This window comes from Arthrobacter oryzae (assembly GCF_030718995.1).
Classification (GTDB): domain Bacteria; phylum Actinomycetota; class Actinomycetes; order Actinomycetales; family Micrococcaceae; genus Arthrobacter; species Arthrobacter oryzae_C.
In genome coordinates, this window is the sequence record NZ_CP132204.1 from 4530028 (window position 1) to 4551984 (window position 21957).

The window sequence follows — 21957 nt, forward strand, 5'->3', positions numbered from 1 at the left end:
GCATTTCGCCGGGACCGAGTGAGCAGGGCCTGTCCTTCCGCCGCGCGGAAGGCGCCGCCCGGAAGGTACACTGGACCCTGGCACCGCCGTCGGACGTTTCCTGCTTTTCGCAGGATCAGCCGGAAGCCCCGTACGACGGCGCCGCGCGCGAGTGGTGAAATTGGCAGACACGCAGGATTTAGGTTCCTGTGCCTTCGGGCGTGGGGGTTCAAGTCCCCCCTTGCGCACAATTGCATAAACCTCGGAATCCCGGGCCTCACGGTCCGGGATTCCGGCGTTTAACGTCGCCCCCCCCGGCGCCCGAAAGCTCCGCGAAAAAAGATTCTCCCGCTTCACCCATCCATTGCTGCCGAACTGCCGAATACCCATTGAGACACCAACCAAGGGTCGGTGCCCACAGTCGTAATTCAGCCGGCGCAGTGTTCGCAAAAGTCGTTCGCCGCAGGCAATGATCGGCACTAACAAGGAGAATCGAAATGCAGTCATTCAAGCGCACAACTTTCACCGTTGCAGGTGTTGCAGCTGCAGCACTGCTGAGCCTGACGGCATGCGGCGGCTCATCAACGACCGCTACCAGTTCCTCGGCGCCGGCTTCCACGCCGTCCGCTTCGAGCATGGCGCCGTCACCGTCGGCCAGCTCCTCGGCCGCCATGGACCCGGCCGCCAACTTGGTTGGCCCGGGCTGTGCAGGCTACGCCGAGCAGGTACCCGACGGCGCCGGTTCGGTTGCCGGCATGGCCCTCGACCCCGTCGCGGTGGCCGCCTCCAACAACCCGTTGCTGAAGACCCTGACGGCTGCGGTGTCCGGCAAGCTCAACCCGAAGGTTGACCTGGTGGACACCCTGAACGGCAGCGAATTCACGGTCTTCGCACCGGTGGATGATGCGTTCGCCAAAATCGACGCCGCCACCATCGAAACGCTCAAGACCGACGACGCCCTCCTGAGCAAGATCCTGACCTACCACGTGGTTCCGGGCCAGATCACCCCCGACAACATTGTGGGCACCCACAAGACCGTCCAGGGCGGCTCGGTCACCGTGACCGGAACGAAGGATGCGCTGAAGGCCGATGACGCCAGCGTCATCTGCGGCGGCGTCCAGACGGCCAACGCCACGGTCTACCTGGTGGACTCCGTCCTGATGCCGAAATAATCACCCCTGAACGCTCCTGATACGGCTCCAGCCTGACTCCCTGGACCGACCTGGAGAAATGGAGGCCCGCACCGTCCGGTGCGGGCCTCCATTTTGTTCCTGCTCCCAAAGTCGGGCGTTTTCGCCTTCGGCAGACGTTCAGGATCGGTCAATTAGACTGGGGACCGGCCCGCTGTCCGCGGGCCTCCCTGCCGTCCAGAGGTGATCATCGAGTGCCCAGCAGTAAATCGCGCCGCATTGCAGTCAGTATCGGTGCAGGGGTCCTGTCGCTGCTTCTGGCCTCATGCACAGGCACGCCCGCTCCTGCGCCGGCGTCGTCTTCTGCGGCAACTGCCAGCACGCCTGCCACGCCGACGGCGACGTTCACCTTCGGCACCGCGGCCCAGCCACTGGGCCTCGATCCTGCCCTGGCCTCCGACACGGAGTCCTACCGGATCACCCGGCAAATCCTTGAAGGCCTCGTCGGAGTGGACCAGACCACAGGACTGCCCACTCCCCTGCTCGCCACCGAGTGGGCCGAGTCAAACGAGGGCCGAGCCTACACCTTCAAGCTCCGTGAGGGCGTCACCTTCCAGGACGGCTCGACCTTCGATGCCGCAGCCGTCTGCACCAACTTCAACCGATGGTTCAATTTCCCGGAGAGCCTCCGGAAGCAGGCCCCCGGCACATCGTTCAAGGGCGTCTTCAAGGCCCACGCCGACCAGGCATCCCTGTCCATTTACAAGGGCTGCACGGCCCTCTCCGCGGGGAATGTCCGGATCGACCTCACGCAGCCGTTCACCGGATTCCTCCAGGCGCTGACGCTCCCGGCCTTCGCCATGTCCTCCCCGACGGCCATGGCCGCGCAGGAAGCGGACAGCCTCAGCCTGGCCCGCGACGGCCAGCCCGTGTCTGCCTACGCCCTGCACCCCGTCGGCACGGGCCCCTACCGCTTCGCCGCGTGGGAAGACTCCAGCGTCAAGCTGGTCAGCAACGAGGACTACTGGGGTGACAAGGGCCAGATCGGCACCATTAACTTCGTCACCTACGATCATCCGCAGTCCAGGCTCCAGGCCCTCCTCGACGGAAAGATCGACGGCTACGACGCCGTCACCGTGGGCAACTTCGATCAGCTCGTCAAACGCGGACAGCAAATCATCCAGCGCGACCCGTTCTCTGTGATGTATCTCGGCATGAACCAGGAAGTGCCCATCCTGCAGAACATCAAGGTGCGCCAGGCGATCGAGCTGGCCGTGGACAAGGACACGCTGATCCGGCGGTTCTTCATCGACAACACCGCCCAGGCAACGCAGTTCGTCCCGCCCAAGCTCAGCGGGTTCAACAACAATGCCCCGTCCCTGGGCCACGATCCGGCCAAAGCCAAAGCGCTGCTGGAGGAGGCAGGGTACAAGGGCGAGGAACTCAAGTTCTACTACCCCCTCAACGTCACCAGGCCGTACCTCCCCACGCCTGAAAAGGTGTATGCGGAGCTCAGTAAGCAACTGACCGCCGTCGGCCTTAACATCAAGCCGGTTCCGGTGGACTGGTCGGACGGGTACCTGCAGAAAGTGCAGACCCCCGGGGACCATGCCCTGCACCTGCTGGGCTGGAACGGTTCCTACTCTGATCCGGACAACTTCGTGGGCCCCCTCTTCGGCGAGAAAACCGGCGAATTCGGCTACCAGGACCCGCAGGTCTTTTCGAAGATCGCGCGGGCACGGGGCCTGCCGGAGGGCGAAGAACGGACCGAGCAGTACCGCACCATCAATGCCCAGATTGCCGAATCCGTACCTGCCGTGCCGATCGCCTACCCCATCTCCGCCCTCGCGCTCTCCGACCGGGTGCTGAAGTACCCGGCGTCACCGGTATTAAACGAGGTTTTCACAAAAGTGGAGCTAAGACCTTGACGGACTGCCCCAATTTCAGTTAGTAGGGTGCTCGGGGATATTCTGTGACAGCCAGAGCCGCTGCTATCGGAGACTGATTGTGACTTTCATATCCAAGACCCAACATGCCGACGTCGTCCTGATTGGCGGCGGCATCATGAGCGCCACGCTGGGTGCGTTCATCAAGCAGCTCGAACCGAACTGGACCATCTCGCTGTTCGAACGGCTCGACGAAGCCGGCCTGGAAAGCTCAGGCCCGTGGAACAACGCAGGAACCGGCCACGCCGCCCTGTGCGAACTTAACTACTCTCCCGCAGCCAAAGACGGCTCGGTTGATCCTTCCAAGGCACTGCACATCAATGAGCAGTTCCAGCTGTCCCGCCAGTTCTGGTCCCACCTGGTCAGCCATTCCCTCATCGGCTCCCCCAAGGGCTTCATCAACACAGTCCCGCACATGAGCTTCGTGATCGGGGATGCCAACGCGGACTTCCTGAAGACCCGGTATGAGGCGCTGAAGCCGAACACCCTCTTCCGCTCCATGGAGTACTCCGAAGACCACGCCCAGATCGCCAAGTGGGCGCCCCTGATCGTCAAAGGCCGCGATCCCAAGCAGAGGATTGCCGCCACCCGTGCGGCCGAGGGAACCGACGTCGACTTCGGCGCCCTGACCCGCGAGCTGACCGGTTACCTCGGCAACAACGGCGTGGAGATCAACTACGGCCACGACGTCAACGGCATCCGCCGCGCCCCGGGCGGCGGATGGGACCTCACGCTCAAGCACAAGAAGTCCGGAGAACACGGCAACATCCGCGCGAAGTTCGTGTTCGTCGGCGCCGGCGGCGGTGCGCTGCATCTGCTGCAGGCCTCCGGAATTCCGGAGAGCAAGGGCTATGGAGGGTTCCCGGTCTCCGGGCAGTTCTTCCGCTGCACCGACGAGGCCCTCGCCGCCCAGCACAGTGCCAAGGTCTACGGCCAGGCTTCCGTGGGCGCTCCGCCCATGTCAGTTCCGCACCTCGACACCCGTTACGTCGACGGCAAGCGTTCGCTGCTGTTCGGCCCGTACGCCGGATTCTCCACGAACTTCCTGAAGAACGGCTCGTACCTGGACCTGCCGCTGTCGATCCGGCCAAGCAACATCATCCCGATGCTGGCCGTCGCGAAGGACAACATGGACCTGACCGCTTACCTGGTCAAGGAAGTGGCCAAGCGCCATGGCGACAAGGTGGAGGCCCTGCGCGAGTACTACCCCGAAGCAAAAGACGGCGATTGGGAACTCATCACGGCCGGCCAGCGTGTTCAGATCATCAAGAAGGATCCGAAGAAGGGCGGTGTGCTCCAGTTCGGCACCGAGGTGATCGCCGCCCGCGACGGTTCCATCGGTGCGCTGCTTGGCGCTTCCCCCGGAGCTTCCACCGCAGTTCCCATCATGATCGAGCTCCTGCAGAAGTCCTTCCCCAAGGACTTCAAGGGCTGGCAGTCCAAGCTCAAGGAAATGATGCCCGGCTACGGCGTCAAGCTCAACGACAACCCGGAGCTGGCCGCCCGGCTGGAAGCGGAAACTGCCAGGACGCTCCAACTGGAAGCAGTGGACGCACCCTCCAGCTGACGCCCTGATCGGGTTACGGCAGGTCCACCCCCAACCACAAGACCGTCAACCCATCAGGAGACAATGAGATGTACCGGCTGGCAAAGCTTTCGCTGGCAAACAGGGCCCTGATCGCGCTGATCACCGTCTTCGCGTCGGTGTTCGGCGTGATCACCATGTCCTCCCTGAAGCAGGAACTCATTCCCTCCATTGAGTTTCCGCAAATCACGGTCATCTCGGCCATGCCCGGGGCGTCGCCGGAGGTGGTGGACAAGCAGGTGAGCGGGCCCCTCGAGACCGCACTGAACGGCGTCGAGGGGCTCGAGTCGACGTCGTCCACCTCCCGCACGGGCGTTTCGCAGATCACCATGGTGTTCACATACGGTTCCAACCTGGACCGGGCACGGAACCAGATCGACCGCGCCATCTCCAACGCCAAGCGGACACTGCCCGACGACGTCCAGCCGCAGGCCATCGCTGGCAGCATCAGCGATTTCCCCATCGTGTTCCTGGCGGTCTCCTCCGACAAGCCGCTCAGTGAGCTGAACGCCGACCTGCAGCGGCTCAGTGTTCCCCGCCTGCAGAAGCTCGACGGCGTGAGGGGCGCCGACGTCACCGGCGGCGCCACCCAGCACATCCAGATCCTTCCCCGCCCCGAGGCCATGGCCGCCAAGGGTGCCACCATCCAGTCCATCAGCAACGCGTTGAAAAACAATGGTGCGCTGGTTCCGGCCGGCACCATCGAGGAGCAGGGCAAAACGCTCTCGCTGCAGATCGGCAGCCCGATGGACTCCCTGGACGCCGTCAAGGCCCTGCCACTCGGCGGCGCCAAGGACGCCGCAACCATAGGCAGCGTGGCCGATGTCAGCATCAAGGACGACGCGCGGACGTCCATCACCCGGACGAACGGCAAGGAAACACTGGCCCTCTCCGTGACGAAGAAGCCTGAAGGCGACACGGTAGCCATCTCGCATGCGGTGAAGGATTCCATCGGCCAGCTCGAGGCGGAGCTTGGGTCCAATGCGAAGTTTACGCCGGTGTTTGACCAGGCCCCGTTTATCGAGAAGTCCATCAAGGACCTCACCACGGAGGGCCTGCTGGGCCTTGGCTTCGCCGTCGCCGTGATCCTGGTGTTCCTGATGTCCGTGCGGTCCACGCTGGTAACCGCGGTCTCCATCCCGCTGTCCCTGCTCATTACCTTCATCGGGCTCTCCGCCACGGGGTACTCGCTGAACATTCTGACCCTCGGAGCACTCACCATCGCGATCGGACGCGTGGTGGACGACTCGATTGTGGTCATCGAGAACATTAAGCGCCACCTCAGCTACGGCGAGACCAAGCTCTCAGCCATCCTCACGTCCATCCGCGAAGTGGCCGGGGCCATCACGGCGTCCACCCTGACAACCGTCGCTGTGTTCCTTCCGATCGCCTTTGTCGGGGAGCTGGCCGGCGAGCTGTTTAGGCCGTTCGCCCTGACGGTGACCATTGCCCTGCTTTCGTCGCTGCTGGTGTCCCTCACCATCGTTCCCGTCCTGGCCTACTGGTTCCTGAAAACGCCGGCCGGCAGCGCGGGCGCCGCGCTGCCGGCGGAGGCCGCCCGGGAAGCCGCCGCCACGGCCCATGAGAAGGAGCAGCGGAGCCTGCTCCAGCGCGGCTACCTGCCCATCCTCAACAAAACACAGAAGCATCCGGTGGTGACGCTCATCGCGGCTGTCCTGGTGCTGGGCGGGACGGCGGCGATGACACCGTTGCTCGCCACCGACCTCCTGGGCCGCTCCGGCGAGAACAGCATGACGGTCCGCCAGGTCCTGCCGGCCGGAACCAGCCTTGCGGACACCAGCGCGGCAGCAGTGAAGGTCGAGGAAGTCCTGAGGGAGATCGACGGCGTCAAGGACGTCCAGGTCACTTCGGGGAACGCGCAGACGGGGTTCACTGCCCTGACCTCCAGCGGCGCCTCCAACTCCTCGTTCACCGTGGTCACCGAGGAGAAGGCCAACCAGGCACGGCTCCAGGAAACCGTCCGCGGCGAACTGGCCAAAATCAGTGACGCCGGCAAGATCTCCGTAGGCTCCCAGCAGGGCGGGTTCGGCACCACGTCCACCGTGGACATCACCCTGAAGGCGGCCAACTCCGCAGACCTCAGGGCCGCGAGCGATGCCATGGTCAAGGCCATGGAGGGCGTGCCCGGCAGCACCGAAGTTGCCACCAACCTGGCAGCAAGCCAGCCCGTGGTGCAGGTCAAGGTGGACCGCGCCAAGGCCGTCGCCGCCGGCCTGAACGAAGAGCAGGTGGCAGGCGTCCTGGCGTCCACCATCAGCCCGGTGCCGGCAGGAACAGTGCGGATCGACACCAATGACTTCCCGGTCCAGATCGGCGAGGGCACCCGCTTCACCAGCGTCAGCGCCGTGCGGAACATCCCGCTGCCGACGACGGGCGGTGCCGTGACGCTCGGCAGCATCGCCTCCGTGGAGCAGGTGGACATCCCGGTTTCCATCACCGCCAGCAACGGGCAGCGGACCGCGCGCGTCTCAGTGACGCCGTCGGGCGCCAACCTGGGCGCCGTGAGCACCGAGGTACAGAACCGGCTCAAGGCGGTAGAACTCCCGGCCGGCGTCACGGCGGAGATCGGCGGTGCCACCACGCAGCAGACCGAGTCGTTCCAGCAGCTGGGCCTGGCGCTGCTGGCCGCCATCGCCATTGTGTACGTGATCATGGTGGCGGCATTCAAGTCCCTCATCCAGCCGCTCATCCTGCTGGTGTCCGTCCCGTTCGCCGCCACGGGGGCCATCGCGTTGCTCCTGGTAACCCGGGTGCCGCTGGGCCTGCCGTCGCTGATCGGCATGCTGATGCTGGTGGGCATCGTGGTGACCAACGCCATCGTCCTGATAGACCTCATCAACCAGTACCGGACGCCGCGGGCGGGCATCCCTGGGGTGAACCCGGCCGGAATGAACGTTGCCGACGCCATCACCCACGGTGCGCGGCAGCGCCTCCGCCCGATCCTGATGACCGCCCTCGCCACCGTGTTCGCGCTGACGCCCATGGCCCTGGGCCTGACCGGCGGCGGCGGGTTCATCTCCCAGCCGCTGGCCATCGTGGTGATCGGCGGCCTGATCTCCTCGACGGCGCTGACGCTGGTCCTGGTGCCGGTCCTCTACCGGCTGGTGGAAGGGCGCCGGGAGAAGAAAGCCCTGCTCCGTGCCATGCATGAACGTCCCGACTTCGGTCCGCCAGACGACGTCGACGCAGAATTCCGTGACTGGACAACGGGCATGGTGCCCAAGGTGTCCGGCCGCCGGGCTGCGGCCGGCGAGCCTGAATAGCACGAGCACCCGGACACCTGCAGTGCCCGTGCCACCCGGTGGCACGGGCACTGCTGTCTTAACCCGCCGCCTGACCGGACGGGAATATCCGGGCGTGCCGAACGTTACATCCACTGATAGATGCAAATGCATGTAAATCGGCTATAGTGGAACAAGACCCGGAGAAGTTCGGACAACGGAAAGGCACATCATGCAAATCGGCGTATTCAGTGTCAGCGACATCACGACTGACCCCACCACAGGCCGGACCCCCACGGAGCACGAGCGCATCAAAGCCTCCGTGGCCATCGCCAAGAAGGTCGAAGAGATCGGCATGGACGTCTACGCCATCGGCGAGCACCACAACCGCCCCTTCTTCTCTTCCTCCCCCACCACCACACTGGCCTATATCGCGGCGCAGACGGAACGCATCATCCTGTCCACCGCCACCACGCTGATCACTACCAACGACCCCGTAAAGATCGCCGAAGACTTCGCGATGCTCCAGCACCTGGCGGACGGCCGCGTGGACCTGGTGATGGGCCGCGGCAACACGGCACCGGTCTACCCCTGGTTCGGCAAGAACATCCAGGACGGCATTGAACTGGCAATCGAGAACTACAGCCTGCTTCGCCGGCTCTGGGACGAAGACACGGTGAATTGGTCCGGCAAGCACCGCACGCCGCTGCAGAACTTCACCTCCACCCCGCGTCCGCTCGACGGCGTGGCCCCCTTCGTCTGGCACGGTTCCATCCGTTCCCCGCAGATTGCCGAAGTGGCCGCGTACTACGGCGACGGCTTCTTTGCGAACAACATCTTCTGGCCCAAGGAGCACTACCAGCAGCTGATCGGCCTCTACCGCGAACGCTACGAGCACTACGGCCACGGCAAGGCCGACCAGGCGATCGTGGGCCTCGGCGGACAGTTCTTCATGCGCAAGAATTCCCAGGACGCCGTCAAGGAGTTCCGTCCCTACTTCGACAACGCGCCCGTCTACGGCCACGGCCCGTCGCTGGAGGACTTCACCTCGCAGACGCCGCTGACGGTCGGCAGCCCGCAGGAGGTCATCGAGAAGACGCTTACCTTCCGCGAGTACTTCGGCGACTACCAGCGCCAGCTGTTCCTGATCGACCACGCCGGCCTGCCGCTGAAGACCGTGCTGGAACAGCTCGACCTGTTCGGCGAGGAGGTCCTGCCGGTGCTCCGGAAGGAATACGCCGAGAAGACGCCCGCCCATATCCCGGAACCCCCGACGCACGCCGGACGGGTGGCAACCCGGCTGGCTGCCCAGGCCCAGGAGGACTCACTGAGCAAGCCGACAGCGCAGGACGCCTGATGGCAGCGCAGCCCGGCGAGTCGCCCGTGCGGCTCGCCGCCGAAACCTGGGAATCGCTGTTCCGCGCGCAAGTGGCGGTGATGCGCAGGCTCCAATCCGGCCCTGCCTTCAAGGCACTTGCCGTCAACGAATACGACGTCCTGTTCACGCTCTCGCGCTGCCCGTCCGGCTGGCTGCGCCTGAACGAATTGAACGACAACGTCCTCCTCAGCCAGTCCAGCCTCAGCAGGCTTGTGGAACGGCTGGAGAAGCGGGGCCTGGTGGAGCGCATGCCGGCGCCCCAGGACGGACGCGGGGTCCTCCTGAAGCTGACGGACGCCGGGCGGGAGCTGCAGAAGCAGATCGGGCGGGAGCACGTACGCGACATCTCCGCCCTGATCACCCCGGCCCTCACCGCCAGCGAACAGCGCGAGCTCCTGCGGCTTACCGAGAAGCTCCGCGGGTCCGTGTCCGGGCGCTAGCGTCCCGGCCTCAGGCCAGCACGACGAGTTTCGCCGGGTCCTCCTCGGGCAGCTGCCCGTCCACCACGGCGGTGACGCGAAGCTCCCGCAGGGACAGGCTTCCGCCCACCGTGGACAGGAAGGCCGTGTCCGAGGAGTCCCGGCCCGCGGTGATCCTCAGCATGCTCTCCCGCGGGGCAAGCCCGGTGGGATCGACGACGTGCCAGGCTCCGTTGATATACGCCTCCGCCACGGCGTGGAAATCCATCGGGCTGAGGCCCGGCGCATAGACCGCCACGAGCCGGGCCGGAATGTCCTTTGCGCGCAGCAGGGAAATGGCCAGGTGCGCAAAATCCCGGCACACTCCGCGGCGGTTGAGGAGCGTCTCAACGGCGCCGTCCGTCCCGCGGGAAGAACCGCTGACATAACGGAGTTCGCTGAAGACCCAGTTGCGGACGGCGTGCAGGAGCTCTTCGCCCTGGAGGCCGCCGAATTCGGCATAGGCCGTGGGCAGCAGGCGGTCGGACTCCGCATACCGGCTGGGCCGGACGTACCGGATGAGTTCCATGCGGTTGGGCTCTTCCGGAACCGCCAGCCCGGAAACTGTGGCCGTGTAGTCCACGGTCACCTCGGTGGGCTCCGCGAACTCCATGTAGTGGAAGCGGCCGCCGTGATGGTCGGACAGCTCCGTCACCGGCACCGGGTCCGCCCCGGAAGTCACCGACAGCGTTTCCGCCAGTGACGAATAACCCTCATTCCTGGCGACGGCAACAGCCAATGCGACTTTGGTTTCAGCTGCGGTCTTGAAGACGAGGCGGGCGGCCACGCTGCGTTCCATGTATCTCCGGGGTGTGGGGTGGTTGCAGAACAGTCCACGCTGCCGGCCGGTTGGGTTTACGGGCCGGGCGCGGGACTAACTTTTGATCTCCAGAGACATTAGCATCCGCTGGACGTTCGCAAATTCAGACCCTTCGTTGACATACTTTGCCGCCTGGTCCAAGGTGTCGAAGGCCTTGGCGGGAGCCACTTTCTCATCCGGGGCAAAGGCCTTGAGCGCAGCCAGGTCGCCGAAGGAGACATCGCCCTTGCCTTCGGGGCCGCGGATGATGTTCTGCAGGGAGCAGGCCCTGCCGTCGCTTCCGCCCACCACGTTGGTGATGCCGTAGGAGCCGAAGTACCTGTAGCCCTGGATTACGCGGAACACCACGTGCGGGGTGATCAGGCCGTCGCCCTCACGGTGCGGCAGGTCGACGGGAACGCTGCTGACCACCACGTACGGCTTTCGGGCAGCCTCTGCACAGGCTGCAGCCGAGGGCGAAGGCAGTCCGGTCTGCAGCGTCGCGACGTAGGCACCCTTGGCATCCTTCACTTCGACCTTGAGGGCGCCCGGAAGCGTCCCCTGGTCCGGGCTGACAGACTGGGCGATCCAGTCCCGGGGCAGCTCAAAGCTGACGTTCTTAGTCGAGTCCGAATAGACCTTCCACGCCGCTGCCGTGGACCCGGCTGACGGGGATTCAGTTCCCGTTCCACCAGGCCGGGTTCCGCTGGCGGAGGATCCGGGGGTCGCCTCTGGTGCGGAGGTCGACTGCCCGCCCGCCGTCGAACTGTCCGACGGGCTGCTGCCCGCCGTCCAGGCTGGCTGGCCCTTGCCGTCGCCGCTGCAACCTGACAACGCTGCCACCGCCACGATGAACGCCGCGCCCAGCCGTGCCCTGCGGGCCATTGCCTTCCCTGTCATGGGGCAAGCGTAGCCGCGCCGCCGCTGCGGCCGCCGCGTTCCGGCCGGAGTGTTGGCATACGGGGTTTCCCTTCCGTAAAGAGGGCTACGCTGGGGACATGGCGGAACAGCACTTTGACATGGAGCAGGACAGCGTCGCGGACATCTCGGCCCTGGACATTGCCGACTGGCGGATCCGGACCTTCGCCATGTACCAAAACGTCCGAAGGATTGCCGTGGACAGCCCCGCGGAGGCCCACTCGTACTGGCGCCAGGAACGCGACCGGATGTTCGGCACCCACCCGGCTTCCGCGCTCACCCCGGCCGCCAAAGCCACGTTCAGCGGCCTGCGCACGGCCGACTACGACCCCATCTACCGTTTCCACGTTCCCCTGACGAAAGAAGGCGCCGGCCGGGAAATGAACGTCGAAACCGGAACCGACGGCGTTGTCCGGTTCGTTCGCCTGGGCACTTTCGACCTGCCCGAGATGGGGCAGCTTGCCGTCTGGAAGCTGCACGGGTACGGCGGCGGCATCTTCGTGCCGTTCCGGGATGCGACGGCGGGACAGCCCGGCGGCAGCTACGGCGCCGGACGCTACCTGCTGGACACGATCAAAGGAGCCTTCCACGGCGTGCTCGGATCGGGACCCGACGCCGAGTTCATCCTCGACTTCAACTTCGCCTACAACCCCTCCTGCGCCTACAACGAAGCCTGGGCCTGCCCGCTGGCGGGCCCGTCCAACCGGCTCGCAGTGGAGATCCCGGCGGGCGAACGGTACTGACGCGCGCTGGCAGCCGGGAGCCGCGCGCTGGCAGCCGGGAGCCGCGCGCTGGCAGCCGGGACGTAGGATGTCATGATGACACCATCGCACCCCCGCCGGATCGCCCGGGTCCGTCCGCACTCCCCTGCTTCGAAGCAGGAACAGTTCTTCGTAGCCAATGACGCCCGGGACTTCGGCTGCGACGCGGGAAGGCTCTGGACAGTCATCGATACCCCGTTCCCAGGCTCCTGGGCAAATGCCTGCAGTGCACCCCGGACCGGCTGGCAGCCCGGCTCGGTGGTCGGCGAAGACGCTTTTGCTTTCCTCGCGCCCAGCGTCCCGGCCAATGTCCTGGGCATGGCGCACAACACCGGCCAGGCCGGCCGGGACCTTCCTCCCCAGGCATTCCACAAGGCAGCCACCAGCGTGGTGGGACCGGGGGACGCCATCGAACTCCCGCCGGGAGTGGGCCAGGTGGACCCGGAAGCGGAACTGACTATCGTCGTCGGACGCAGGTCCCGCGGACTGACGCCGGAGAATGCCCGGGAGGCCATCCTCGGCTTCACTGTCGGCAACGACGTCACGGCACGCGAACTCCAGAAATCGGATGACCTGTGGATCAGCGCCAAGAGCCAGGACACCTTCACACCGGCCGGACCGTGGATCGTGACCGGCCTGGACAGTGCCGCCCTGTCCATCCGCATCGTGCACAACGGCACCGAGCTCCGGGCGGCCAGCTCCGCGGACCTCGGCTGGGGGGTGGACGAAATCCTGGTGTACCTCACGTCCTTCATGACTCTCCACCCCGGCGACCTCGTCCTGACGGGGTTCCCCGCCGAAAGCGTACAGCTGCACCCCGGAGACACCGTTACCTGCCGGGTTGAGGGAATAGGGGAACTGACGAACCCGGTCCGGGAGCCCGCCTGACGGGTTCGGGCGGCACAGTGTGGCAGGCTGGAACGATGGAATCACCTGCTGCGCCCGCCATCCTGCTGCCGCAACAGTCCGAGCCGCAGTCCGGGCCCCGACAGTCCGGGCCCCGAAACGCCGAACGGCGCCCGCCGGCCACAAAGCACCACCGAGGCATCCTTCGCTTCCCCGCCATCCGGCAGCTCCTGCGGTTCACCGGCGTGGGCATTGTGTGCACGCTGACCTCGCTGGCCCTCTACGCGCTGCTCCGGCCCTGGCTGGGGTCCCAGCTGGCGAACGCCGCAGCGCTCATTATGACCTCGGTGATGAACACGGCCCTGAACCGGCGGCTCACGTTCAAGATCGCCGGACGCGCGAAGGCCGGCAGGGACCACCTGAGCGGCATGGTGGTCATTGTCATCGCGCTGGTGATCACCGGAGGCAGCCTGGGGGTGCTGCACTGGGTCAATCCCGACGCCACCATGTCCGACGAGCTGTGGACCACCACGCTCTCCGGGTTCCTGGCCACTGCCGTGCGCTTTGCGCTGCTGCGGCACTGGATCTTCCGCCGCGCGCGGCACCGTTGACCCTTGGCTGCTGATCCCGACGGCGGGACGCCGACGGTCGAGGCCGGGCGACCCACGCCGGGATGCGGTTAGCGGATGCCGAGCGCCAGCACGCTTCCCACGGCGCTCCGAACGGCTGCTGCCGCCTCGTGCAGTTCCGCCGCGGTCACCGATGCATCAAAGCTGAACCTGACCGCGGTCTGGGCGACGTCTGCGGGAATGCCCATCGCCAGCAACACCGGCGAGGCGGCATCCGATCCGGCTGCGCACGCGGAGCCGCTGGAGCACACCACCCCCTGCCGCTCCAGCTCCAGGAGCACCGATTCCCCGCTGGTTCCCGGGAAGCAGAACGAAGCCACCGAAGGCAGCCGCTCCGCAGGGTGTCCCGTCAGCTGCGCGCCGGGCACTCCGGAAAGCACCTCGCGGATGAAGTCGCCCCGGAGCGCAGCGACGTGCTCCTGACCGGGGCGGACCAGCGCCAGTGCCGTGGCCAGGGCCACGGCGCCTGCAACATTCTCTGTTCCGGAGCGGCGTCCGCGTTCCTGCCCGCCGCCATGAAGCAGCGGTTCAATGCGGGTGCGGCTCCGCACGTACAGCGCCCCGTTGCCTTTCGGCGCGCCCAGTTTGTGACCCGAGATGCTCATGGCGTCCACGCCAAGGACCTTCGTGTCCAGCGGCAGCCAGCCCGCGGCCTGGACTGCATCTGTATGGAACGGGATGCCCCGTTCACGGCTGAGGGCGGCGAGCTCCCGGATTGGCTGGACCGTTCCCACTTCGTTGTTCGCGTACATCACGCTGACCAGTGCGGTTTCCGGGCGGAGGGCAGCCGCGAGTGCTGCGGTGGTGACCTGTCCGAAGCCGTCCACCGGGACGATGTCCACGGCAAAGCCGTGGAACCGTTCGAGGTACCGGGCCGATTCCTCCACGGCGGGGTGTTCGACGGCGCTGATCACCACGCGGTTGAGGACAGGGTCCGCGGCCTGCCGGGCCAGGGCGATGCCTTTCACAGCGAGGTTGTCAGCTTCGGTGCCGCCGGAGGTGAAGGTGATCTCCGCGGGTCGGCAGTTCAGCGCCCTGGCGGTGGCAGTCCGGGCGCCCGCGAGCGCCGTGGCCGCGGACTCCCCCAGCGAGTGGTGGCTCGACGGGTTTCCGAAGTCGCCGGTGAGGTACGGCCACATGGCCTCCAGCACTTCGCGGCGGACCGGCGTGGTGGCCGCTGCATCCAGGAAGATCATGGCCGGTTCAGCCCACCGTCAGTTCAATGTCCGTCGGTTCAATGTCCAGCAGTTCAATGTCAAGGCCCAGGTCGAGGGCGATGACGCTGTGGGTGAGGCCGCCGATGGAAATGACGTCCACTCCGGTGGCGGCGATCGCTGCCACCGTTTCAAGGTTGACGTTGCCGCTGGCTTCCACCCTGGCGCGCCCGTCCACCAGGGCCACGCCGGCGGCCAGGTCCTCGAGCGTGAAGTTGTCCAGCATGATGGTGTCCACTCCGGCGGCAAGAACGGGTTCCACCTGGTCCATCCGGTCCACTTCGACTTCGAAGTGAGTGGTGTGGCCGAGCTGCGCTTTGGCCGCCCTGAGCACCGCGGTGAGTTTAGCCGGGTCTCCGCCGGTGATCACCGCGAGGTGGTTGTCCTTGGCCAGCACGGCGTCGGACAGGCTGAAACGGTGGTTGGCGCCGCCGCCGCAGCGGACCGCGTAGCGCTCCAGCACGCGCAGGCCGGGCGTCGTCTTCCGGGTGTCGGTGATCCGGGCTTTGGTTCCCTGGACGAGGTCCACGAATTCGGCTGTCCTGGTGGCGATCGCGCTCATCCGCTGGACCAGGTTCAGTGCCACGCGCTCCGCCAGCAGGACTGCCCGGCCGTTGCCGGTCACCCTGGCCAGCGGCGTACCCGGGCCGAACCTCTGACCGTCTGCCACCAGCAGTTCGACGACGGCGTCCGGGTCGGTGAGCTTCATGGCGGCGGCAAACACGGCTCCCCCGCTGAGGACGCCGGGAACGCGGGCGTTGAGAACCGCCGTCGCCCGCGCGTCCGCCGGGATGAGGACCTGGGAGGTGATGTCGCCGTAGGGGGCGTCCTCGGCGAGCGCAGCACGCAGCACCCCCAGTACGGCGGCGTCGGGAAGGCTGCCGACAAGTTCGACGGCGGCCACGGCCGGCTTTTCCTGGGCGGTGGTGGTCATGAGGAAATCCTTTGCATCGAATGGGTTGGGGCTGGCGCCGGGTCCGTGTCGGCCCGGTAATGGGCGCCCACGGATACGGTCCGGCTCCGGGCGGCCGCCACGAGCAGCCGCGCTGCCAGCAACAAATTGCGGTCCTCGTGCTCGCGCGGGTCCCCAGGCTCAGGCGGATTCATGGACCCGGCCCACTCAGCCAGCTGGGCGGCAGCAGCATCAAGTTCCGCCCCGGTCCGCAACACCCCGGCGGCACCGGTCATCAACCGCCCAAGGGCTTCGCGGGAAAACGCCCCGGGATCAGGCACAGAATTAACAACACCTTCGGGCGCCGCTGCTGGGGCTGCTCCCCCGGCGAAGTCGCGCGACAGGGCTGTGGAAGCGTGCGTCAAGGGGAGGCCGCCCGCGGCCGAGACAGCACGCGGAGCAGTGCTGTCGTGCGACACCCAGCCCGGCCCGGGTGAAAGGAAGGACTCCACGGCGCGCCGCCCGAAGACCAGCCCTTCGAGCAGCGAGTTGCTGGCCAGCCTGTTGGCGCCCTGGGCCCCGGTGCAGGCCACCTCACCGGCTGCGTAGAGTCCCGGCACAGAAGTCCGTCCGGCCAGGTCCGTCACCACCCCGCCCATCCAGTAGTGGGCCGCCGGGGACACCGGAAGCGGTTCCGCGGTCCAGTCGTAGCCTGCCGCCTTCGTGGCGGCATTGATGGTGGGAAAGCGGCGTGCCAGGAAGCCGGAGCCGTTGGCCGCTTCAATCCCCCGGGCGTCCAGGTACACCGGGGTGTCTGCCGGTGCCCCCGTCCGGGCCAGGTGCAGCGCGATGCTGCGGGAGACGACGTCGCGCGGTGCCAGTTCGGCGTCCGGATGGTAGTCCGGCATGAAGCGGCGGCCGTCGGCATCGAGCAGCAGTGCTCCTTCGCCGCGGACGGCTTCGGAGACCAGCAGGGGCGGCGGACCGCCTGCCGTTTCGGGCATGGCCATGGTGGTGGGGTGGAACTGGAAGAACTCCAGATCGCTCACCGCGGCGCCTGCGCGCCAGGCCAGCGCCAGGCCGTCCGCAGTGGCAACCGAGGGATTGCTGGTGCGGGCGAAAATCCTGCCCGCCCCGCCGGTGGCGAGCAGCACGCCGTCGGCAGGCATGTTCCGGGGTTCGCCGTTCTGCAGGTACTCCACACCGGTCACCCGGCCGTCCGCCGTCGTCAGTTCCGTGACAAATGCGCCGGTTTCCAGGCGCAGGTGGCCGGACACCGCCCGTTCCAGGACGGCGGCAATCAGTCCGCGGGCAATCCGGGCGCCGGTGGCGTCCCCGCCGGCGTGCAGGATGCGCGGCGCTGAGTGGGCAGCTTCCAGCCCCAGCGAGGTGCCCCCCTGGGCATTCGCGTCGAAGGTGACTCCGAAGCGCCGCAGCCCGGCGATGTCCTGTGCTGCTTCCGTGCAGAGGACCCGAACGGCGTCGGGGTTGTTCAGTCCCGCGCCGGCTGCCAGCGTGTCAGCGATATGGGCCTCCACGGAGTCGCCGGGGGCGGCCTCGCCGGGTTCCAGCACGGCGGATATGCCGCCCTGCGCGTAGAAGGTGTTGCTGTGTTCCAGCTGCCCTTTGCTCAGCAGCACAACCTCAGCCGCGCCGCCCCCTTCCGCGTCTGCCGCCTGGAGCGCTGCGTAGAGTCCCGCGATGCCGCTGCCCACCACCACGAGGCGGCGGAGCGGCCGGCGGCCAGTGCCGCCGGATACCGTACCGGGCCTGGTCACGGCCGCGCCGCCAGCATCCGCTCCAGGGCCACCCGTGCCGGTGCAGCGACGTCGTCGTCCACGGTGATGCGGTTGAGGACTTCGCCGTTGACCAGCGCTTCCAGAACCCACGCGAGGTAGCCGGGGTGGATCCGGTACATGGTGGAGCAGGGGCAGATCACCGGGTCCAGGCAGAAGATGGTGTGCTGCGGGTACTCTGCCGCCAGCCGGTTGACCATATTGATCTCCGTGCCGATGGCAAAGGTGGTGGGCTCGGTGGCGGCGGCGATGGCCTTCTTGATGAAGTCGGTGGACCCGGCGGAGTCTGCGGCGTCCACAACCTCCATGGGGCACTCGGGGTGGACGATCACGTTGACGCCGGGGAAGTCGGCGCGGGCCTTTTCGATCTGCCCCACGTTGAAGCGCTTGTGCACCGAGCAGAAGCCGTGCCAGAGGATGACGCGGGAATCGAGCAGGGTCTGTTCGTCGTTGCCGCCGAGGTCCTTGCGCGGGTTCCACATGGGCATCTGCTCCATCGGCACACCCATGGCCTTGGCGGTGTTGCGGCCCAGGTGCTGGTCCGGGAAGAACAGGACCCGCTGGCCCCGCTGAAAGGCCCACTCGAGGACCGTGGCGGCGTTGGAGGATGTGCAGACGATGCCGCCATGCTCCCCGCAGAAGCCCTTGAGCGCTGCGGAAGAGTTCATGTAGGTGACGGGGATGACCGGAACCCGGCCGTCGGCGTCGGGTTCTGTGCCGTAGAGCTCTTCCAGCTGCTCCCAGCATTCGGTCACGGAATCGATGTCGGCCATGTCCGCCATCGAGCAGCCGGCGGCGAGGTTCGGCAGGATGACGGCCTGGCCGGGGTTGGACAGGATGTCCGCGGTTTCCGCCATGAAGTGCACGCCGCAGAAGATGATGGCTTCGGCGTCCGGTTTGGTCAGTGCGGCATTGGCCAGCTGGAACGAGTCACCCACAAAATCGGCGTACTCAATGACCTCGTCGCGCTGGTAGAAGTGTCCCAGGATGACGGCTTTGTCCCCGAGGGCAGCTTTGGCCGCCCGGATGCGGACGTCCAGTTCGGCGTCCGTGGCCTTTTTGTATTCCTCGGGCAGCTGGCCCTGGCGCGGGGTGGCGGCAGGGGCGATATCTGCGCTGGACGCGCCCGGACCGTAAGCGGGCACACCGGCGAGGGCCTCTGCGAGGTCGTAGTCCCAGGGCCCGCGGGCCAGCGCCGGGCTGCAGGTCGAAGCGCCTGCCGCGATGGCTGTGGCACTGCTGGCGGCCTGTTCGCGAGTGATCAACTGGATTGCCGTGTTGACGCTGCTCATGGTGTGCTCCTGTTATCTGGGTCAAGGCCGGGGCGGCCGGTAAAGCGGTAGAGGCGGGGAGGGCGGTGTTTTCCGCCCTGCAGGTATTCGCCGGTTTCTTCGATTTCCGGCGTGGACTTGAGCTGGCGGCGGAAGTTCGCCGGATCCAGCTCGCGGTCAAGGACGGCTTCGTAGACCTCCCGGACCTGGGCCAGGGTGAAGTACTCCCCCAGCAGGTGGTAGGCCACCGAACCGTAGGCCAGCTTGTTCCGCAGGCGCCCGAGGGCGTAGTCCACGATGGCATTGTGGTCGAAGGCCAGGTCTCCCAGGCGGTCGGCCCGGAACCACTTGACGTTTTCGGACTCGTCGGCGAGCGCGGCTTCCGTGGGCTGGACCAGCGCCCAGTACACGATGGACACCACGCGCTGCGTCGGAGAGCGGTGCAGGCCGCCGAAGGCGTACAGCTGCTCCAGGTAGTTTGGCGCCAGTCCGGTGGTTTCCCGCAGGTTCCGCGATGCGGCGTCCTGCAGGGATTCAGCGTGGGTCAGCGGGCCTCCGGGCAGCGCCCACAGGTCCTTGAAGGGCTCCCGGATCCGTCGCACCAGCGGGAGCCAGAGCGTGGGCCGCCCGGTCTTCTCGCTGGGGCGGAGGGCGAAGATCACCGTGGAAATAGCGAGCGACGGCGGTGCGGACTGCCGCTCGGCAACGTTGAAAGAGCTCGTGTACACGGCGGTCCACCCCGCTTTCCTCGCGCCGAAGCGGCGCCCCTGGGCTTCAGCCTGTGGTCCCGCCCGCGGGCCCCTCCGGCTAGTTATAGTCAACATGACTAGAACTAATGGTACGGCTGCCGGCCGCCTGCGCAAAATGCGGCAGGTCACATTCCGGCGGCGGCCTCGAGCAACGGCAGCGTACGCCCCTGGAAGTGGGTGTTGAGGACGATCACGGACGAGGACCTCAGCACGGTCTTCGTGGCGATCATGGCGTCCAGGACCCGCTGCAGGTCCGGGTTGGACCGTGCCGCGATCCGGGCCATGAGGTCTGAACTTCCGGAAACCGTGTGGATCTCGATCAGTTCAGGGATGCGGGCCAGCGCCTCCACCACCGCGTCGTGGCCCAGGTCCTGGTTGATGGTGAGCGAGCAGAACGCCACCACGGGGTAGCCGAAGCGGGAGGGGTCCGGCTGCGGAACCCATGAACCGATCACGCCGGCGTCCGCCATCCGGTCGAGCCGCGACTGCACCGTGGCACGGGCGATCTTCAGGACCCGCGAGGCTTCGAGCACCGAGGCCCTGGGTGAATCGGTAAAGAATCGGACAATTTTGGCGTCCATTGCGTCCACATTCATCGAAGTCCCCCTCAGATCCGCCATCCGGCTTACAAATCGCCACAAAAAACGGAAATCAATCCGCAAACTGCCACCATATTCTCACGGAAGCTGCGCGGAAGGGCCGGCTCGGGACGGTAAATTCAATATGTCCCAAAAGGACCAACCACCGACCACAAGAAGGTTCGCAAGCATGACGATGAAGTCCACCGCAGAGCGCCCATCCACTTCGCTCGGCCACAGCATGAAACCCCGCCAGCTCACCATGATGGGGCTGGGAAGCGCCATCGGGGCCGGACTCTTCCTCGGCTCGGGAGCGGGCGTCCAGGCCGCCGGACCCGCCGTCCTGATCTCCTACCTCGTGGCCGGCACCCTCATCATCCTGGTGATGTGGGCGCTGGGCGAGATGGCCGCCGCCAATCCGAACAGCGGCGCGTTCTCCGTCTACGCGGAGAAGGCAATGGGCAGGACTGCGGGCGCCACAGTGGGGTGGTTGTGGTGGCTGCAACTGGTAGTGGTGATTGCGGCGGAGGCCCTCGGCGCGGCCGGCCTTCTGTTCACGGTCTGGCCGGTAGTGCCCGTCTGGGTCATGGCACTGGTGTTCATGGCCCTCTTCACCGCCATCAACCTGGCGGGCGTCAACAACTTCGGCGAATTCGAGTTCTGGTTCGCCATCCTCAAGGTGGCCGCAATCCTGATGTTCCTGGGCATCGGCACAGCCCTGCTCCTTGGCCTGCTGCCTGACGTAGCAAGCCCGGGCCTGGGCAACATCACCAACGACTTCGCCCCGGCAGGCCTCGGCGGAATCGCCACCGCGCTCTTCGTGGTCATCTTCGCCTTTGGCGGCACCGAGATCGTCAGCGTTGCCGCCGCCGAGACCGAGAACCCCCGCCACAGCGTGGGCCAGGCCATCCGCACGGTGCTGTGGCGGATCCTGGTGTTCTACATCGGCTCCGTCTTTGTCATTGCCGCCGTCCTGCCTGCGACCTCCGAATCCCTGGCCTCGCCGTTCGCCGGCGTCCTTGACGCCGCCCGGATCCCGGGAGCGGGCACCGCCATCACCCTGGTGGCCGTCATTGCGCTGCTGTCCGCCCTCAACGCAAACCTGTACGGCGCCTCCCGCATGATCTACTCCCTGGCCGGACGCGGCGAAGCACCGGGCTTCCTGTCGAGGCTGAACAAGGCCAGGGTGCCCGTGGTTGCCGTAGGAGTGTCAGTTGCCTTCGGCTTCCTGGCCGCCGTCCTGGAGCTCCTGTTCCCTGAACAGATCCTGCCGGCACTCTTCCAGCTGGTGGGCTCAACCTGCCTCATGGTGTGGGGCTCCGCCCTGGTCTCCCAGCTGATCCTGCGCCGCAGGGCGGACCGCGAGGGCACCGAGCTTCCGCTGCGGATGAAGGGTTTCCCGGGCCTGACAATCTTCGGGCTGGTCCTCCTGGCGCTGATCTTCGCCGTGGGCTTCAGCAGTGCCGAGAGCAGCCGCCAGCTGGTGAGCACCATCATCCTTGTCGCCGCCATTGCCGCGGCCTGCAGGATCGGCGCCAAGGTGTCGGCGTCACGCCAGGACAGGGCGGCGAGGTAGGCACCCCAGCTGGACAAACTGCTATGCGATGCAGCCACATCCTTGGCAGCTTTCGGCAATCTGCCCGGTCCAACCTGGGCTGATTGCCCAGCCTTCCGCCGGTGACTAGGGTCACAATCATGGATACCTCGCCTTCCCCGTTCAGCAGCAACGACGCCGGGCAGCTGTCGGGACCACTTCCCGAACCCCTGTCCGCCGAGCAGCTTCGCG

Annotated in this window: 18 protein-coding genes and 1 tRNA gene; 11 read left to right on the top strand and 8 right to left on the bottom strand. The window is 66.5% G+C overall.

Annotated elements, in window-relative coordinates; translation table 11 throughout:
• Positions 1-145: 145 nt before the first annotated feature.
• The 7 genes from Q8Z05_RS20890 (at position 146) to Q8Z05_RS20920 (ending at position 9700) form a co-directional block, all read left to right on the top strand.
• Positions 146-227 (top strand) — tRNA-Leu (locus Q8Z05_RS20890).
• Positions 228-476: 249 nt separating this feature from the next.
• A complete protein-coding gene (locus Q8Z05_RS20895; RefSeq protein ID WP_305941422.1) occupies positions 477-1151 on the top strand; it encodes a fasciclin domain-containing protein in 675 nt (224 codons plus the stop codon).
• 212 nt (positions 1152-1363) lie between these two features.
• Positions 1364-3037 carry an ABC transporter substrate-binding protein gene (locus Q8Z05_RS20900; RefSeq protein WP_305941423.1) on the top strand — a complete coding sequence of 558 codons (1674 nt, stop codon included), beginning with the start codon at positions 1364-1366 and terminating at the stop codon, positions 3035-3037.
• Between the two features lie 79 nt (positions 3038-3116).
• Positions 3117-4622, top strand: a complete 1506-nt coding sequence (locus Q8Z05_RS20905; protein WP_305941424.1) for a malate:quinone oxidoreductase — start codon at positions 3117-3119, stop codon at positions 4620-4622.
• Between the two features lie 68 nt (positions 4623-4690).
• Entirely contained in the window at positions 4691-7924 is a 3234-nt protein-coding gene (locus tag Q8Z05_RS20910) for an efflux RND transporter permease subunit (protein ID WP_305941425.1), read from the top strand.
• 190 nt (positions 7925-8114) lie between these two features.
• A complete protein-coding gene (locus Q8Z05_RS20915) occupies positions 8115-9239 on the top strand; it encodes an LLM class flavin-dependent oxidoreductase (RefSeq protein ID WP_305941426.1) in 1125 nt (374 codons plus the stop codon).
• Positions 9239-9700: a MarR family winged helix-turn-helix transcriptional regulator gene (locus Q8Z05_RS20920; RefSeq protein WP_305941427.1), complete on the top strand. Its 462-nt coding sequence runs from the start codon at positions 9239-9241 to the stop codon at positions 9698-9700. The genes Q8Z05_RS20915 and Q8Z05_RS20920 overlap by 1 nt, the downstream gene beginning before the upstream one ends.
• Positions 9701-9710: 10 nt before the next feature.
• Here the strand turns inward: Q8Z05_RS20920 and Q8Z05_RS20925 are convergent, their stop codons facing one another.
• A complete protein-coding gene (locus Q8Z05_RS20925; RefSeq protein WP_305941428.1) occupies positions 9711-10517 on the bottom strand; it encodes a transglutaminase-like domain-containing protein in 807 nt (268 codons plus the stop codon).
• A gap of 75 nt (positions 10518-10592) precedes the next feature.
• Positions 10593-11417, bottom strand: a complete 825-nt coding sequence (locus tag Q8Z05_RS20930) for a hypothetical protein (protein WP_305941429.1) — start codon at positions 11415-11417, stop codon at positions 10593-10595.
• 98 nt (positions 11418-11515) lie between these two features.
• Here Q8Z05_RS20930 and Q8Z05_RS20935 point away from each other — a divergent pair, with 98 nt between their 5' ends.
• The 3 genes from Q8Z05_RS20935 (at position 11516) to Q8Z05_RS20945 (ending at position 13653) form a co-directional block, all read left to right on the top strand.
• Positions 11516-12178, top strand: a complete 663-nt coding sequence (locus tag Q8Z05_RS20935; protein WP_305941430.1) for a DUF1684 domain-containing protein — start codon at positions 11516-11518, stop codon at positions 12176-12178.
• 75 nt (positions 12179-12253) lie between these two features.
• Complete coding sequence (locus tag Q8Z05_RS20940) at positions 12254-13084, top strand: fumarylacetoacetate hydrolase family protein (RefSeq protein ID WP_305943653.1); 831 nt, start codon at positions 12254-12256, stop codon at positions 13082-13084.
• A 35-nt stretch (positions 13085-13119) separates the two neighbouring features.
• Positions 13120-13653 carry a GtrA family protein gene (locus tag Q8Z05_RS20945; protein ID WP_305941431.1) on the top strand — a complete coding sequence of 178 codons (534 nt, stop codon included), beginning with the start codon at positions 13120-13122 and terminating at the stop codon, positions 13651-13653.
• Between the two features lie 68 nt (positions 13654-13721).
• Here the strand turns inward: Q8Z05_RS20945 and Q8Z05_RS20950 are convergent, their stop codons facing one another.
• From Q8Z05_RS20950 to Q8Z05_RS20975, 6 genes are all read right to left on the bottom strand, one after another.
• A complete protein-coding gene (locus tag Q8Z05_RS20950) occupies positions 13722-14867 on the bottom strand; it encodes a cysteine desulfurase family protein (protein ID WP_305941432.1) in 1146 nt (381 codons plus the stop codon).
• A gap of 7 nt (positions 14868-14874) precedes the next feature.
• Entirely contained in the window at positions 14875-15819 is a 945-nt protein-coding gene (gene nadC, locus Q8Z05_RS20955) for a carboxylating nicotinate-nucleotide diphosphorylase (protein WP_305941433.1), read from the bottom strand.
• Positions 15816-17555, bottom strand: coding sequence for an L-aspartate oxidase (nadB, locus tag Q8Z05_RS20960; protein WP_305941434.1), 1740 nt, complete (start codon positions 17553-17555; stop codon positions 15816-15818). Before nadB ends, nadC begins: the two co-directional genes overlap by 4 nt.
• A complete protein-coding gene (nadA, locus tag Q8Z05_RS20965) occupies positions 17552-18865 on the bottom strand; it encodes a quinolinate synthase NadA (RefSeq protein ID WP_305941435.1) in 1314 nt (437 codons plus the stop codon). The genes nadB and nadA overlap by 4 nt, the downstream gene beginning before the upstream one ends.
• The gene (locus Q8Z05_RS20970) at positions 18862-19572 is read right to left on the bottom strand and encodes an NUDIX hydrolase (protein WP_305941436.1); all 711 of its coding nucleotides are present in this window, start codon (positions 19570-19572) and stop codon (positions 18862-18864) included. The genes nadA and Q8Z05_RS20970 overlap by 4 nt, the downstream gene beginning before the upstream one ends.
• A gap of 146 nt (positions 19573-19718) precedes the next feature.
• Positions 19719-20189: an Lrp/AsnC family transcriptional regulator gene (locus Q8Z05_RS20975; protein ID WP_305941437.1), complete on the bottom strand. Its 471-nt coding sequence runs from the start codon at positions 20187-20189 to the stop codon at positions 19719-19721.
• A 172-nt stretch (positions 20190-20361) separates the two neighbouring features.
• Between Q8Z05_RS20975 and Q8Z05_RS20980 the strand changes: the two genes are divergently transcribed.
• A complete protein-coding gene (locus Q8Z05_RS20980) occupies positions 20362-21747 on the top strand; it encodes an amino acid permease (RefSeq protein WP_305941438.1) in 1386 nt (461 codons plus the stop codon).
• Positions 21748-21957 lie beyond the last annotated feature (210 nt).

What these genes read in the sequence shown, in the direction of transcription:
- Q8Z05_RS20895 (WP_305941422.1), top strand. Translation starts at nt 477, where the DNA reads ATGCAGTCATTCAAGCGCACAACTTTCACCGTTGCAGGTGTTGCAGCT.
- Q8Z05_RS20910 (WP_305941425.1), top strand. Translation starts at nt 4,691, where the DNA reads ATGTACCGGCTGGCAAAGCTTTCGCTGGCAAACAGGGCCCTGATCGCG.
- Q8Z05_RS20915 (WP_305941426.1), top strand. Translation starts at nt 8,115, where the DNA reads ATGCAAATCGGCGTATTCAGTGTCAGCGACATCACGACTGACCCCACC.
- Q8Z05_RS20920 (WP_305941427.1), top strand. Translation starts at nt 9,239, where the DNA reads ATGGCAGCGCAGCCCGGCGAGTCGCCCGTGCGGCTCGCCGCCGAAACC.
- Q8Z05_RS20925 (WP_305941428.1), bottom strand. Translation starts at nt 10,517, where the DNA reads ATGGAACGCAGCGTGGCCGCCCGCCTCGTCTTCAAGACCGCAGCTGAA.
- Q8Z05_RS20930 (WP_305941429.1), bottom strand. Translation starts at nt 11,417, where the DNA reads ATGACAGGGAAGGCAATGGCCCGCAGGGCACGGCTGGGCGCGGCGTTC.
- Q8Z05_RS20935 (WP_305941430.1), top strand. Translation starts at nt 11,516, where the DNA reads ATGGCGGAACAGCACTTTGACATGGAGCAGGACAGCGTCGCGGACATC.
- Q8Z05_RS20940 (WP_305943653.1), top strand. Translation starts at nt 12,254, where the DNA reads ATGACACCATCGCACCCCCGCCGGATCGCCCGGGTCCGTCCGCACTCC.
- Q8Z05_RS20945 (WP_305941431.1), top strand. Translation starts at nt 13,120, where the DNA reads ATGGAATCACCTGCTGCGCCCGCCATCCTGCTGCCGCAACAGTCCGAG.
- Q8Z05_RS20950 (WP_305941432.1), bottom strand. Translation starts at nt 14,867, where the DNA reads ATGATCTTCCTGGATGCAGCGGCCACCACGCCGGTCCGCCGCGAAGTG.
- nadC (WP_305941433.1), bottom strand. Translation starts at nt 15,819, where the DNA reads ATGACCACCACCGCCCAGGAAAAGCCGGCCGTGGCCGCCGTCGAACTT.
- nadA (WP_305941435.1), bottom strand. Translation starts at nt 18,865, where the DNA reads ATGAGCAGCGTCAACACGGCAATCCAGTTGATCACTCGCGAACAGGCC.
- Q8Z05_RS20975 (WP_305941437.1), bottom strand. Translation starts at nt 20,189, where the DNA reads ATGAATGTGGACGCAATGGACGCCAAAATTGTCCGATTCTTTACCGAT.
- Q8Z05_RS20980 (WP_305941438.1), top strand. Translation starts at nt 20,362, where the DNA reads ATGACGATGAAGTCCACCGCAGAGCGCCCATCCACTTCGCTCGGCCAC.